This window comes from Agrilactobacillus fermenti (assembly GCF_047943045.1).
GTDB lineage: Bacteria > Bacillota > Bacilli > Lactobacillales > Lactobacillaceae > Agrilactobacillus > Agrilactobacillus fermenti.
This window is the reverse complement of record NZ_CP181347.1, coordinates 1402161-1417316: the sequence shown is the minus strand read 5'-3', so window position 1 is coordinate 1417316 and position 15156 is coordinate 1402161. Positions and strand designations below refer to the sequence as shown.

Here is a 15156-nt window from a genome sequence, read left to right as displayed (position 1 = left end):
AAAATGGTTATATATTAATAACAATATAATCAATCTCTAATTTTAATTTATGGAGGTGGCTTTACATGAAATCATATAAAGATACTTTTCCGTGGCATGATCAAGTAATGACTTATTGGAATATTGAACAGTTCGCATCTGACCATGGTACAACGGTTACTAAATTACCTTATACGATTAGAATATTATTAGAGATGGTATTACGGCATGATGCCAACAATCAACAGGCGGCACTTAATTTGCTGAACTGGGATCAAAACCATAAGGCGGACGTCCCATTCAAAGCTCAGCGTGTCTTACTTCAAGATTTTACCGGTGTCCCAGCATTAGTAGATATAGCTGCCATGCGGGACAAGGTTCAAGCTTTGAAGGGCAATGGGGCTGTAATTGATCCAGAAGTGCCAGTCCATCTGATTATTGATCATTCTGTTCAGGTCAATTTTTCCGGTTCAACCGCAGCATTTTCAAAAAATCAGCGGCGAGAATTTCAGATCAATCAAGAACGTTACCAATTTTTAAAATGGGCTCAGCAAGCCTTTGACAATTTAACGATCATTCCACCGGATAACGGTATTATTCATCAAGTTAATCTAGAACATATTGCTCAAGTAATTATGACACAAACAAATCATAGCGAAACTTTAGTTTATCCTGACACGGTTGTAGGGACAGATTCACATACGACAATGACGAATGGGTTAGGTGTATTAGGATGGGGCGTTGGCGGTATTGAAGCTGAGGCAAGTATGTTAGGAGAAATAACTTATTATCCTATTCCTGAAGTCATTGGCGTATATTTAAAAGGTCAGTTACCAGATGGAAGTACAGCTACTGACCTTGCATTAACCGTCACGCAACGATTGCGCCAGGAAAATGTGGTGGGTAAGTTTATAGAGTTTTTTGGGGATGGGCTGCGGCATCTACCGGTTGCTGATCGAGCTACAATTGCCAATATGGCACCTGAATATGGGGCAACTTGTGGTTATTTTCCGATTGATCAGCAAACCATTGATTATTTGACACTAACGGGGCGAGAACAAACCCAGATTGACTTAGTTGCAGCGTATGCACAGCAAAATCATTTATGGGATACAGGTGATTTAACACAGCAATATAGTCAAGTTCTGACGATTGATTTGAGTCAAATTGGGGCTAGTTTGGCTGGCCCTAAGCGACCACAAGATTTGGTGCCTTTAAAGCAACTTAAACAGCAGTTTAAAACCGAGCCGCACGACACGTTAACGGTTGAGACAAAACAGGGTAAACAACGACTGAAGTATGGTGCAATTGGCATCGCTGCAATTACCAGCTGTACGAATACCTCTAATCCTGCATTGATGATCACAGCTGGCCTTTTAGCACGGAATGCCGTCAAAGCTGGTTTAACGGTTCCTGATTATGTTAAAACTTCATTAGCACCAGGATCACGTGCCGTAACAGATTATTTGGCTAAAGCTGGTTTGACACCTTATTTAGATCAACTTGGATTTCAGCTCGTTGGTTATGGTTGTACGACTTGTATTGGTAATTCAGGCGATTTGAAACCAGAATTGATACAAGCGCTGCAGACGAGTACGTTTCCTATGGCGGGTATTTTAAGTGGTAATCGTAATTTTGAAGGCCGAGTAAATCCGTTGATCAAAGATACTTATCTAGCTTCACCACCGTTAGTTATTGCCTTTGCGTTAGCAGGGACATTAGCGATTGACTTGACTCAAGAGCCGATTGGTACGAATCAACAACAGCAACCGATTTATTTGCGAGATATTTGGCCGACACCAACTGAAATTAGCTTACTTGTAAAACAAGTTATGAAGCCGGCTATTTTTCAAAAGAACTATGCGCATATTTTACAAGGCAATCAACTTTGGCAGCAGTTGAAAATTGCACCGACTAAAACTTTTCCTTGGCAGAAGGATTCCACCTATATTGCAGCACCACCGTTCTTCGATCATTTGAACTCGGATACTGCAACACAGGGCACTTCAGATATGCTAACAAATTTGCGAGTACTAGCAAAACTAGGCGATTCGATCACAACAGATCACATATCTCCAGCTGGATTTATTGGTCAACAAACAGCCGCTGGACGCTATTTATTAGCTAAAGGGGTCCAACCAAGTGAGTTTAACTCTTACGGTTCACGCCGCGGCAATCATGAAGTGATGATTCGCGGCACATTAGCAAATATTCGTATCAAAAACCAGCTTGTGCCTGGCAAAGAAGGTGGCTATACCAAGTATTGGCCAACTGGAGAAGTTTTAGATATCTATGATGCTGCTCAGCAATATCAACAATTGCCACCACAGCAATGTAATGGTTTGGTGATTTTGGCGGGTAAGGATTACGGCATGGGTTCATCACGAGATTGGGCAGCTAAAGGTGTCAAACTACTTGGGGTCAAAGCGGTCATTGCCAAGAGCTTTGAGCGAATCCACCGGTCAAATTTAGTAATGATGGGTGTTTTGCCACTTGAATTTATGCCTGATGAAGATGCGACAACATTAGGCTTGACTGGCCGTGAATCATTTCAAATAACTTTAGATAATGCGCATCACTTAGCACATGTCATCGCAACGGATACGTTTGAATCGCAGTCTAGTAAGGCTTTTAATACCCGAATCCGTTTTGATACACCAAGTGATGCAACCTATTATGAAAATGATGGTATTCTACCAATGATTATTCGGCAGACATGTCACCTATAGGAGGTTAGGTCTATGCGTATAACCGTACCTAGTAGTTTAACAAATGTTGTTTGCGCTCAAACTAAGATCACACTGATCAAACACAATAATTTAGCTTATAGTGGTTATGCCATCGATGATTTGATCGCTCAAGGGATTTCCTATGAAGCTGTCTTATATTTACTGTGGCATCAAGGACTGCCAAATCAGCAGCAGCTACAAAGTCTTAAGCATGAGCTGTATCAAGGCATGCACTTGACGCCAAGTTTTATCAATGAACTACATCAGCTATGTCACAATCATCCAACAGCACACCCAATGGCACTTTTAAGAACGGCAGTTTCTATGTTTACCCCGGGCGATCAAACGAACCAATTTGAAGCGCAAAATGCTTGGTTACAGGGTCACATGTTGACGACAGTGACGACAATTATTGCTTTTTTACAACAGCGTACGCCATTGGCTGCGAAACCTGAACTAAACGTTGCACAGAACTTTTATTACTTATTGACTGGTGCGTTACCAACACTTGAACAGACACAAATCATGAATCGTGTTTTGGTTTTGCATGCCGATCATGATCTAAATGCGTCAACTTTTACAAGTCGGGTTGTGGCCAGTACGGAGTCAGATACGGTAAGTTGTTTGACAGCTGCTGTTTGTGCGCTTAAGGGTCCATTACATGGTGGGGCTAATGAAGCAGTTTTTGAAATGCTCTCAGAATTGAAGCAAGCAGTAACCGATACCGAAACGACGGTTGCAGATTTTATTCAACTGAAATTAAATCGCAAAGAGAAAATTCCGGGCTTTGGTCATCGAATTTATAAAAATGGCGATCCACGGGCAACCTATTTAAAACAGAGTGCTGAAAAGATTACCAAATTAAACCATCAAAGGGTATGGTTTGAGCTTTCTGAACAGGTATGTCAAGTAGTCGCGGATCGTTTAAATTTAAAGCCAAATGTTGATTTTTATACCGCCACAATTTACCACTGTTTAGGGTTGCCAGCAAATGTTTTTACGCTACTATTTGCCGTTTGCCGTACTGGTGGTTGGTTAGCGCATATTCATGAACAACGGACGGTACATAAGCTGATTCGGCCAAGTTCTGAATATATTGGTAAGAGAAATCAAGTGATTAAACCGACATTTAAGCCAGGTGAATTTGATGCAAAAGCAGTGATTATTCGTAACGCAAAAAATAAACAGCAGGGGGCATAAAGCGTGACTGGAGATTATATTACGTTTTCGGCTGGACATTTGAATGTGCCAAATCAACCGATTATTCCATATATTGAAGGAGATGGCATTGGGCCAGAAATCTGGCAAGCTGCCCGTCCAGTTTTTGATGCTGCCGTTAAAGCCACGTTTAAAGGGCAAAAAAGGGTAGCGTGGTGGGGCATAGGTGCTGGTGAAACCGCATTTAAGCAAACTGGTTCATGGTTACCTGACGATACTTTGAAGGCATTGAAACAGGCTCATGTCGGCATTAAAGGCCCATTAACAACACCGGTAGGTACAGGTCATCGTTCAATCAACGTAAAATTGCGTCAAGCACTAGATTTATATGTTTGTGTGCGCCCAATTCAATATTATCCAGGGACACCGTCACCACTAAAACATCCTGAGAACGTTAATATGGTCGTTTTTAGGGAGAATACCGAAGATATTTATGCTGGGATCGAATATGAATATCAAACAGCAGCATTGAAAGATTTTTTGGCTAAAACAAAGCAATTAGCTAAAGTTCGCTTTCCTGAGACGAGTAATTTTGGTATTAAACCGATTTCAAAAGAAGGCAGTCAACGTTTTGTTGCGGCAGCAATTGATTATACGCTAAGTCATGGACGCCATAAAATCACGTTAGTACATAAGGGAAATATTATGAAATATACTGAAGGTGCTTTTAAAAATTGGGGCTATGAAATTGCTAGTGAAAACTATGCTGATAAGGTTTTTACTAAGCAAGTGTGGCAGCAGCTTAAGGCAACTGAGTCCTTAGATGCTGCGAATAAGGCATTAAAGCAAGCACAGGCACAAGGTAAAATTTACATCGATGATATAATTGCCGATAATTTCTTTCAGCAAGCCTTGATTGATCCAAAGCAATTTGACGTGATAGCGACTTGTAACTTAAATGGTGATTATATTTCTGATGATTTAGCGGCTGAAGTTGGCGGTATTGGCATTGCGCCAAGTGCAAATATCAATTATCAAACTGGTTATGGTTTATTTGAAGCAACTCACGGTACAGCGCCTGAATTTGTTGGTCAGAATAAATTAAATCCAACATCGCTTATTTTATCAGGTGCAATGATGTTTGATTATTTAGGTTGGCCAGAAGTCAGTCTGCATATACGAGCTGCAGTTGCCAAAGCTATAGAGCACAAACAAGTTACGTGGGATTTTGCACAGAAAATTGCCGACGCTCATGAATTAAGTACCAGTGACTATGGCAATTATCTAGTGCAGTTGATTGCACAACAAAAATAGCTGTAAAAAACAGCATTTTTGTTGTTTTTGCTTAACTTCGCTTAATATATATTATGTAAATTAAAATTATTATTTTGTACTTTTAGCATCTTAATGATGCCACCCCACTTGGTTTTGAATGAGGTCAACATCATTTAGTGATTTGGCATTAAAAATTGGGCACTAAAATAAAAAATAGATAGATCAGAAATTTATATTTCTAGTCTATCTATTTTTTTGATGATTATTCAGCTGCTTGAACTTGTATCGGTTCAATAATATTTTTTGGTAATCGATCTAAGTCTCGCAATTTATCATCGATCAATTTTAAAACTTGTTCTTGATCACTTTGATTATCGACAAAATCTAGTTGATCACCATCAATCTGAATTTTGTCTGAGGCGTCATATTGTTGGTACCATTTTTCATAATATTGAATCAATGTTTTGTAATAACCAGCTAAACTTGGATCTTGATTTAATTGTTCATAAGTACGGCCGCGTTTTTGAATACGTTGAATCATAGTTTCATACGACACATTAATGTTGATCAATAAATCCGGGTGTTTTTTTGGCATGCCAGCTAGTTCTTCCATCATATTATTTAACAGATCGGAATAGATTGCATATTCTTCTTTGGTCGCATTACCCTGATCAGTATTCATCTTCATAAAGATCTGATCTTCATAAATGGAACGATCCAATACATTATTATCGTCTGTGAGTGCCGCTTTGATTGAATGGAACCGGGTATTTAAAAAATATATCTGCAATAAAAAGGTATACGGATTCGTAGCGTCTAATTGTCCAGCCGCCCTTTTCTTTTCAGCAATTGCATTACCCTTATAAAATAGCGGTAATACTGGATTGTTATCTACTTTTTCGTAAAAAGCTTGAGTACCCAAATGTTTCGATAAAATACGCGTTAATGAGCTCTTACCTGAACCAATTACGCCACTTAATACAAGCACTGTCATTCATCTGCCTTCCTTTGCGCTATGATTTGCCTGTGAGTTATTCTGGTCATTGTCTATTCTTCAGTTAAGTTAGCTGCAGTTGTTGCTGTCACTTTGCTACGATGTTCAAACCAGTTGGATTTAAAGAAGGCAATTAAATCATTGGCTACATAGATGCTATAAGTAACGGCCAATGCCCAATCGCCGGATCCACTATGTAGAGCCGTCATTGTCCAAAGAATTAAGGACATTACACCTTGAGCAAACCAGAAATAATATTGCTCTGGAAAACGCCGAACACAAAGCCATGTTGCGACTAAACCAATCGCTGTGCTGAGTGCGTCTACTGCTGGGCGCGCATCATTTGTAAAGTTGGCAATCAATAGATAACCGATGCCCCAAACAAGCAATGTTAAGACGGCATATTTTATTACCATAATTGTTTTATTACTATCGCTGAAATGACGTAACTTTGCATCTTTATCCCATTCTGTACCTAATAGGATTGGTAAATCCAACATAATGATGTAGGTACCTTGAAGTACAATTTCCATATAATTTGTATTAGGAATAGCCGTCAAAATAATCATTACGGCTGATGCTAAGCCAAACAAGCCATTTAGCCATTTACGCGATGTGATCAAATGGACACAGGCCATACCTAAAACACCAGCAATAGTTGAAATCCAACTTGCTTTGGGGTTGATCAGCTGCATTCCAATCAGAAAACCGACCCCAAAAGCGAATAACAAATAACTTTGAAGTGCCCAGCCATGCCAATCTAATAAGATATGTTCCTTAAATTTCTTTGGAAGTGATGTTAAACCAGTAATGATTTGCAAAATAGATCCCTCAATCCATATAAATTTTATTTATAGCGGCTGTCACACAGACAACATACTATATATTGATTCATTTTTTTGTAAAAGTCAATATATAGTAAAAAATTTAGATTGGGTTTCATTTTTGTAATTTGCCAATAAAAAACTCGAGCTTTTCAGATACTCGAGTTTTAGTATAATAGTTTGATATAACAAATAGGCTTAATCTGGATATTTACGTATCCACGCCAACGCAATAGCTTTATCCCCTAAATGCGTCCCAACAACAGGTCCAAAATAACTAATTTGAAATGATACTTGTGGGAACTTTTGCTGTAAATCAGTTTGCCAGCGCTGGGCTTCAGATAAATCATCACCGTGAATAATAAAAGCCTGAATTGGATAGTCAACTTTGGCAAGAGCATCTGAAAAAATCGATTCAGTGTGTTTATAAGCTCGCTTAATTGATCTGACTTTATCAAAGGCAACAATTTTGTGAGTTTGATCATCAAACGTCAATAATGGCTTAATTTTGAGCATGGTCCCAACAAATGCACCGGCATTTGACAAGCGTCCACCGCGAACTAGGTTCTGTAAGTCATTGACAATAAACACTTCATTCATGGTCTGACGCATTTCATCTAATCGAGCGATAATTCTATCGAGTGCAATCCCCTTTTGTGCCAACTTTGCTGCTTCTAAAACTAAAGAGCCCATTAACATAACCGTTATTTGTGAATCATACGGGATTATTTTAATCTCTTTGGTTTCTTCAGCCAACATTTGGAGATTGTTAACAAATCCAGATATCGTGCTAGCTAAATGAATAGACAAAACGGTGTCATAGCCAGCCTGAGCTAATTCATGATAAAGTGCTGCAACTTTGCCTAATGGTGGCTGTGAAGTCGATGGAAAGGTGCTAGATGTTTTTAGCAAATGGTAAAATTCAGATGTTGAGATGTCAACGCCTTCTTGATATTGCTTACCATTAACAATAAAGGGAATGGGTATGATATGAATACCATAGGCTTTTATAAGCTCATCTGACAAGTAAGCAGTGCTATCAGTAACGATGGCAAGTTTCATAGGGCTATCTTTCCTCTATTTTTTTAATAGTTATCGTAGGTTACGCATAGGTAATTATAAGTGATTAAAGTGACTAATGTAGATGCTATAAAACGCATAAAGAGAATGATAGCATTAAAGGCTTTGATGCACAAATGAAAAATTACAATATTAAAAAACTTTAAAGTATTGCGGCTTCGATAGGCTTACCGTCGATAGTGTCTGGCATTGTTAAACCCATGATTTTTGCAAAGGTAGGTGCTTCGTCAACTAGTTTAGCTTTTGGAATTGCCTGCCCTGCTTTGATCTTAGGACCGTTCAAAATTAAAGTAGTTTGGTAATCAGGTTTGTCAGGTGCATAACCATGAACTGCACGATATCTGTCAGGACGACCGATTTGATCAGCTGTCACGGTTTCAATGATGGAACCGGTAGCGTTATTAATGAAGTAATAACCAGATTTCGCGTCACACATAAAAGTACATTTAGGATCAGCACCCTTTTCTGCCGCTTCTTGCTGAGTATAAACATGATCAATTTCTGGACGGTTTTGTAAAATTTCAAATAACTCTGATGTTTTGTCAAAACCTGGTCTTGTATAGACATAGGTGGTGCCATCACAGGAATTGGCAAATAATTGCCAATCTGAGTCAACTAGCCCATCAGGTGAAAGCTGGAGCCAGCCTTTTTCACGAAACAGTGAATTCAAACGAATCATATGAGTAACGTCAATTTGATAATGGTCACCTAAAATAGCAAAAGTTGTATTAGCAAAAGTATGAGCGTCTTTGGTGGCTTGGATAATTTGTCCAACTCTTAGATCAAGCCGTTTTAAAGCTTGATATGCTTCTTTAGAGCGGACACCGTAACGATGGCGATGTGCATCCATGTCAACCAAGTGAATCATTGTTAGATCAGGTCGTTTATGTTTAATAGTATCTACGGCAGCTGCGGTTATAAAATTATCAAGGTAAGGCTGACGAATACCCCGACGTAAATAGCCGAACTTTGTATTCATTTGAATTGCAAATAAAGGCGAACTTGCCCATAGTGACACCATGATTTGATTATTCCAAAAGCGATTAGGAAAAATTTCAGCAATGTTATAATCGATTTTTGCCCGTGCCGTAACTGGCCAAAGAAATGCGGCCGTGGTCAGCCCCGCTTCTTTGGCAATATCGTAAAGTGGTTTGACCTGAACAGCCTTCCGGTACCAATACCAATCGGGAGATTGGCGTAAACTTTCCAATTTAACGTTGTTGATAATACCATGCTTGTTGGGATAAGTCCCAGTAATAATTGATGTATGTGATGGGTAAGTCAAGGTGGGGAGAATGGGTTCTACTGTTTTGACATGGGTTCCGGTGCGAATCAAATTGGCTAAGTTTGGTAACCATTTTAATTTATCTGCGGTTAAATCGTCAGCGCCCATTGCATCCAGCGATATAATAATCATTTTTTCTGACATGATAAAACCCCCTAATGCTAATAAATTATAGCATAACCTTGAAATTACAGTAACAGCGATAGCAAACTCACAGAATGATATTTAGAAATGAACCAAGTTTTTTAAGATTATGATATGATAGGTTTTTGAATGCAGCTAAACAGTTGCATTTTATATTTATTGAGGCGTTGATCAAGAAACTAATTTTCAGTTATTAAGCGCTCTAAAAGAATTTGCAGCATGCGCAGTTCTGTATCGGACCAATGATTGAAGTAATCATGATAAAGTGTTTTTTGAAAGATTTCAGCTTTAGTGAGGCGTTCTAAGCCGAGTGTCGTTAGTTTAAATTTCTTCTCGTGTCTGTCTGTGAACCCTTGAAGCGTCAGTAAGTTCTTTTTTTGTAGCTGATTCAATTGTCGTGATAAAGTTGATTTTTTTAGATTTAACATTTGCGCTAAAATCGGCGTTAACTGGGTATTAGCATGAATTGCTTTTAGTATTGTATATTCGCGATATGACAGTGAAATTTGATTCAATTCATCTGCCAATCTTGATTGAACAATTTTGTTGGCGTTATATAGTTGATTGAAGAGATCTTTTCCCATTTTACCACCCAATATGTAGTATACATTTTTAAAAATGTACTGTACAATTGAACGCCAATGTAACGGTGAACCAAAAAATCAAGTCAATATTTTTATATTTTAAGGAGGTTCTTTCATGTCCTTTGATGGTGCTTTTACACATGCGATGGTTGCTGAATTAGTTTCAACTATTCAAGATGGTAAGCTGAATAAAATTCAACAGCCATATGAAAACGAAGTAATTTTGACAGTTCGTAAAAATCGTAAAAATCAAATGCTACTTCTGTCGGCACACCCAAGTTATGCTCGGATTCAAACTACTAAAATTCCTTATAGTAATCCAGCTGTACCAACTAAGTTTGTGATGACGTTGCGGAAATATTTAGATGGCGCCGTCATCAAATCAATTACACAGCAGCACAATGATCGAATTATACATTTCACTTTCACTTCACGGAATGAATTGGGAGACCTTCAGAATTTACAATTGATCGTAGAACTAATGGGACGGCACAGTAATATTTTCTTAATCGACTTAAAGGATCATCATATTATTGATCTGGTAAAGCATGTGCCAGCTAGTGAAAACAGTTTTCGGGGTTTGATGCCAGGGGCGATTTATCAGCAACCGCCCTATCAAGATAAACTTGATCCTTTTCAGATTGAACCTGCAACTTTAGAACGGTTGGCTATTGAATTACAGCAGACTGATCGGCCGGTGCAATTATTACAGCATAAATTTCAAGGCTTGGGACACGATACTGCTAGTGAATTGATATATCAAATCAAAGAAAAGAATATATCAATTTGGTCTGATTTTTTTCATCAATATCATCAACCACGACCAACGCTCTATGAAAATAGTAAGAAGTCTTATTTTACTCCCTTTACCTTTACAAGTTTTGAAGTGCAGACTAATTTAGAGGCTCATACCTTTGGCAGTTTGAGTGAATTGTTGGATGCTTATTATGCACAAAAAGCCCAAAAAGATCGTGTTAAGCAGCAAGGCAGTGAATTGATTCATTTTATCAATACTGAGTTGCATAAGGATCGGAAAAAACTCAAGAAATTGCAGCAAACATTAGCTGTTTCTGAGAATGCAGATGAGTTGCGCATTAAGGGTGAGATTCTAACGACTTATTTACATGAACTACACAAAGGAATGACTGAGGTTTCTTTGCCTAATTTTTATGATAATGAAGCGCCCTTAAAAATTGGATTATCTAATCAGTTGACCCCCTCAGAAAATGCGCAAAAGTACTTTTCTCGCTATCAAAAGTTGAAAAATTCAGTGGCGTATGTAACTGAACAAATGCGATTAACCCAAGCTGAAATCGATTATTTCGAGGGTATTCTCGCACAAATTGATCTGGCCGAACCCAAAGATTTGGCTGATATCAAACTAGAGTTGCAACGAGAAGGTTACTTACACATTAAGAAAAAGCAGAAAGGCAAGCCAGCCAAAGTTAGTCAGCCGGAAATCTTTCATGCAGCAGATGGTACAAAGATTCTGGTGGGTAAAAATAATTTACAAAATGACGAATTGACTTTGAAAAAAGCTAAAAAGACGGATACTTGGCTTCATGCGAAAAACGTCCCCGGCTCTCACGTGATTATTGCTTCTGATCAGCCCAGTGATGAAACGCTAGTTCAAGCCGCTACTTTAGCTGCCTACTACTCTAAATCTAGATTATCTGGGACTGTACCGGTAGACTATGTTCAAGTTAAAAAAGTTCATAAGCCTAACGGTGCTAAGCCTGGTTTTGTTATCTATGAAGGGCAAAAGACTTTGTTCGTGACACCATCAGTGACTGATATCAACAAAATGCGTTTGTAAAAGGAAGTGAGACAAAAGGCGTCCAGCACCTGAGCTACTCTTGGTTAGGTGAGGGTGTTCCCTTTTGGAATATACGTTTAAAATTTAATTGTTCGTAAACACAAAGTGGCTGAAAACAAAACATTATTTTTGTTTTCAGCCACTTTTGTTATATTTCATTCATAATTATCTTTAAAAAATTAATCAAATTGATGTGACCAAGTTTCAGGGTCCTCACGCCATTGTTTCAATGATGTTAGTAAGTGATCACCAATATAGTTTTCTTTAACCGCGACATCAATTAAGGTTTCATAATTTGTCAATGTTTCAAAAGGAATGCCTGCTGCTTTAAAATTATCGTAAACAGCTCTTAATTGATAGCTAAAAATACCCGCTACACCAATAACTTCAGCGCCCTCTTTTTTAGCAGCATTAGCAGCGGCAAGAACACTACCACCGGTAGACAATAAATCATCGATCACAACCATTTTTTGACCTTGGATCAAATGGCCTTCGATTTGATTGCCCTTACCATGATCTTTGGGCTTAGAACGAATATAAACCATTGGTAAACCTAGTAAATCAGCAACCCAAGCTGCATGGGGAATGCCTGCGGTCGCGGTACCAGCAATCACTTCAACACTGGAATAGTCTTGAGCAATCATATCGGCTAGTCCTTGGGCGATGTGTTTTCTTACAATTGGATAAGCCAAAGTAATTCGATTGTCACAATAAATTGGACTATGTAAGCCCGAAGCCCAGGTAAAGGGTTTTTCTGGCTGCAAGAATACGGCTTGCACACTTAATAGATCCTTAGCAACTTGTTTAGCAACTTCTTGATTCATCTTATCCCTGCCATCTCTTTTTAATTTCTTGATATGCTGCAACGTGATCAACGGCTTGAGTAATTGGCCGGCCAACCACAATAAAATCACTGCCATTTTGCCGGGCAGTTTCCGGTGTCACAACTCGAGTCTGATCTTTATCAGGACCAGCTTGCAGACGAATGCCTGGTGTAACACATAAAAACTTTGAATCGGTAGCTTGTTTGATATCATGAACTTCAAGCCCTGAAGCAACAACACCATTTGCGCCGTTATTTTGTGCCAATTTGGCATAATTCAAGACAGAGTCACGAATCGACCCAGGAATTTTTTGTTCTTCATTCAATTGTGTCTGAGCAGTGGATGTTAATTGAGTGATAGCTAATAATTGAATCTTTTGACCAGAAGCTGTCGTATCTAGCCCTGCTCTAGCAGCAGCAATCATATGTGAGCCACCAGCAGCATGGATCGTGGTTAACTTGATGTTACCCATTTCAGCAATAATATGCATTGCGCGCTGTACGGTGTTAGGAATATCATGCAATTTGAGATCTAAAAAGATATCATGACCCAAACTACTGATTTCAGAAATAATACTTGGTCCAGTTTGATAGAAAAGTTCCATCCCAATTTTTACGAATAAGTGTTCATCTTTAGGAAATTCGTGTAAAAATTGTAATGCCTTAGTTTTAGTTTCAAAGTCCAATGCAATAATTGGCAGACTCATACGCTTACCCCATTTCGTTGTGCAATCAAATCTTTTAATGAAGTGATGTGGTATTGGTCCATGACGTTTGGTAAGTCTGCAATGATTTTCGGACAAACAAAAGGATCTGTTAAATTGGCGGTACCGATCGCCACTGCATCAGCACCGGCAATCATCATTTCTAAAACGTCTTTTGCACAGTTTACACCACCCATACCAATAATTGGTAAATCGCAAACTGATTTAACTTGATTAATCAACCGTAAAGCAACCGGCAATACGGCAGGACCTGACAAACCCCCAGTGCGATTAGCTAAAATTGGCTGTTTGGTATTTAGGTCAAAACGCATACCTACCAAAGTATTGATCAGTGTAAATCCAGCTGGGTTAGCTTTAGCTACTGCTTGTGCGATTTCTCGGATATCCGTGACATTGGGTGAAAGTTTGACATACACCGGCACATTAGCAGCAGCCACACAAGCCTTAGTCAATGAATAAGCTGCCTCAGGATCCACGCCAAATTCCATACCGCCGTGAGCTACATTGGGGCACGAAATGTTTAATTCGATAGCTGCAATCTTCTCTGGCTGTCCGATTTGGCGACAAACAGCAACATAATCACTTTCTGATGAACCTGCGACGTTGGCAATGATTGGTAACTGATTAAATTTTGCTTTTAAATTAGGAATTTTTTCAGCAACGATCTCATCTACGCCAGGGTTTTGTAAGCCAATAGCATTCAGCATGCCACTAGGTGTTTCTGAAACTCTAGGTGTTTCGTTACCAAATCTTGGTCGCGATGTAGCTGCTTTGATCATGATGGCGCCGAGCTGATTTAAATCATAAAGATTGCCCAATTCTTCACCAAAACCACAACAACCACTTGCAGGCATAATCGGATTTTTAAGTGTCAATCCTGGTAAATCAACGTTTAAGCGCGCGTTTTCATTTGTCATTATAGCAACACCTCATCAATATGAAAGACAGGACCATCAACACAAACTTTTTTTTCTGAGGGGCCGTTGGGATCTGCTTTTGTATGCAAGACACAGGCATTACAGATACCAATACCACAAGCCATGCGTGCTTCTGCAGAGATGTAAGCGTTGGGGTGACCAGCGAAGTAATTACTAACGGCAATTTCTAAGCCTCTTGGGCCACAAGCATAAATTGCTTGATATTCATGGGCTTTGAATTTTTGATTCAGTAAGTCAATGATTGTTCCTTGGATTCCATAAGTGCCGTCATCTGTACTAACATAAGTTTCACCGAAGGCCGCAAATTCATGTTCATAAAAAACGCGTTCCCGAGTTGGAAACCCTAAGGCCATTTCCATTTGTACTTGTTTTTGTTGGAGTCGGCGACCTAATTCGTATAACGGTGGTAAGCCAGTACCACCACCAACAATTAGCACCCGATCTTTAGGTTGTAGAAAATCAATCGGGAACCCGTGACCTAAAGGACCCAATACCTTTAACTGATCATCAGGTTGTACTTTAGCCATGATTTCTGTCCCCTCACCAACAACACGGTAGATCAATTTGATCTGTGCTTTTGTTTCGTTGACTTCAGCAACGCCAAATGGCCGTCTTAAAATATACTGATCATCAGGAATTTTAACATTTACAAATTGTCCCGCTGTGATTCCTGCAGTTGCGATAGCACCATTGAGTGTCAGTTCAAAAATAGTTGGTGCTAGTTCAACCTGTTGCTCCACCGTAACCGTATAATCTTTGATCATGGTCGGCCTCCTTGAAAATAGTTACATTTTATCTAACA

At 39.0% G+C, this 15156-nt stretch carries 13 protein-coding genes; 4 read left to right on the top strand and 9 right to left on the bottom strand.

All coding sequences use genetic code 11. The features are described 5' to 3' along the window. Positions 1-65 precede the first annotated feature (65 nt). Genes acnA through icd form a run of 3 tightly spaced genes read left to right on the top strand, consistent with a single transcriptional unit; the run spans position 66 to position 5180 of the window. Complete coding sequence (acnA, locus tag ACNAN0_RS06965) at positions 66-2708, top strand: aconitate hydratase AcnA (protein WP_416352960.1); 2643 nt, start codon at positions 66-68, stop codon at positions 2706-2708. A gap of 12 nt (positions 2709-2720) precedes the next feature. Then, positions 2721-3908 carry a citrate/2-methylcitrate synthase gene (locus ACNAN0_RS06960; RefSeq protein ID WP_416352959.1) on the top strand — a complete coding sequence of 396 codons (1188 nt, stop codon included), beginning with the start codon at positions 2721-2723 and terminating at the stop codon, positions 3906-3908. Between the two features lie 3 nt (positions 3909-3911). Beyond that, the gene (gene icd, locus ACNAN0_RS06955) at positions 3912-5180 is read left to right on the top strand and encodes an NADP-dependent isocitrate dehydrogenase (RefSeq protein ID WP_230913796.1); all 1269 of its coding nucleotides are present in this window, start codon (positions 3912-3914) and stop codon (positions 5178-5180) included. A 223-nt stretch (positions 5181-5403) separates the two neighbouring features. Here icd and ACNAN0_RS06950 read toward each other — a convergent pair whose 3' ends face one another. The 5 genes from ACNAN0_RS06950 to ACNAN0_RS06930 form a co-directional block, all read right to left on the bottom strand. Beyond that, positions 5404-6135 carry a deoxynucleoside kinase gene (locus tag ACNAN0_RS06950; protein ID WP_230913797.1) on the bottom strand — a complete coding sequence of 244 codons (732 nt, stop codon included), beginning with the start codon at positions 6133-6135 and terminating at the stop codon, positions 5404-5406. 53 nt (positions 6136-6188) lie between these two features. Beyond that, entirely contained in the window at positions 6189-6956 is a 768-nt protein-coding gene (gene pnuC, locus ACNAN0_RS06945; RefSeq protein WP_416352958.1) for a nicotinamide riboside transporter PnuC, read from the bottom strand. A gap of 201 nt (positions 6957-7157) precedes the next feature. Beyond that, positions 7158-8021: a DegV family protein gene (locus tag ACNAN0_RS06940; RefSeq protein ID WP_230913799.1), complete on the bottom strand. Its 864-nt coding sequence runs from the start codon at positions 8019-8021 to the stop codon at positions 7158-7160. Positions 8022-8181: 160 nt separating this feature from the next. After that, the gene (locus tag ACNAN0_RS06935) at positions 8182-9468 is read right to left on the bottom strand and encodes an alkaline phosphatase family protein (RefSeq protein WP_416352957.1); all 1287 of its coding nucleotides are present in this window, start codon (positions 9466-9468) and stop codon (positions 8182-8184) included. A 179-nt stretch (positions 9469-9647) separates the two neighbouring features. Further along, a complete protein-coding gene (locus tag ACNAN0_RS06930; RefSeq protein WP_230913801.1) occupies positions 9648-10052 on the bottom strand; it encodes a MarR family winged helix-turn-helix transcriptional regulator in 405 nt (134 codons plus the stop codon). A gap of 115 nt (positions 10053-10167) precedes the next feature. Between ACNAN0_RS06930 and ACNAN0_RS06925 the strand changes: the two genes are divergently transcribed. Continuing rightward, positions 10168-11868, top strand: a complete 1701-nt coding sequence (locus ACNAN0_RS06925) for an NFACT RNA binding domain-containing protein (protein ID WP_230913802.1) — start codon at positions 10168-10170, stop codon at positions 11866-11868. Between the two features lie 179 nt (positions 11869-12047). On the opposite strand, the gene pyrE is transcribed toward ACNAN0_RS06925, so the two are convergent. Genes pyrE through ACNAN0_RS06905 form a run of 4 tightly spaced genes read right to left on the bottom strand, consistent with a single transcriptional unit; the run spans position 12048 to position 15118 of the window. Beyond that, on the bottom strand, positions 12048-12692 hold the full coding sequence (gene pyrE, locus ACNAN0_RS06920) for an orotate phosphoribosyltransferase (protein WP_230913803.1): 645 nt from the start codon (positions 12690-12692) through the stop codon (positions 12048-12050). 1 nt (position 12693) lies between these two features. Further along, a complete protein-coding gene (gene pyrF, locus ACNAN0_RS06915) occupies positions 12694-13398 on the bottom strand; it encodes an orotidine-5'-phosphate decarboxylase (RefSeq protein ID WP_230913804.1) in 705 nt (234 codons plus the stop codon). Next, positions 13395-14333: a dihydroorotate dehydrogenase gene (locus tag ACNAN0_RS06910; protein WP_230913805.1), complete on the bottom strand. Its 939-nt coding sequence runs from the start codon at positions 14331-14333 to the stop codon at positions 13395-13397. The genes pyrF and ACNAN0_RS06910 overlap by 4 nt, the downstream gene beginning before the upstream one ends. Continuing rightward, positions 14333-15118, bottom strand: coding sequence for a dihydroorotate dehydrogenase electron transfer subunit (locus tag ACNAN0_RS06905; RefSeq protein ID WP_230913806.1), 786 nt, complete (start codon positions 15116-15118; stop codon positions 14333-14335). The genes ACNAN0_RS06910 and ACNAN0_RS06905 overlap by 1 nt, the downstream gene beginning before the upstream one ends. Positions 15119-15156: the final 38 nt, after the last annotated feature.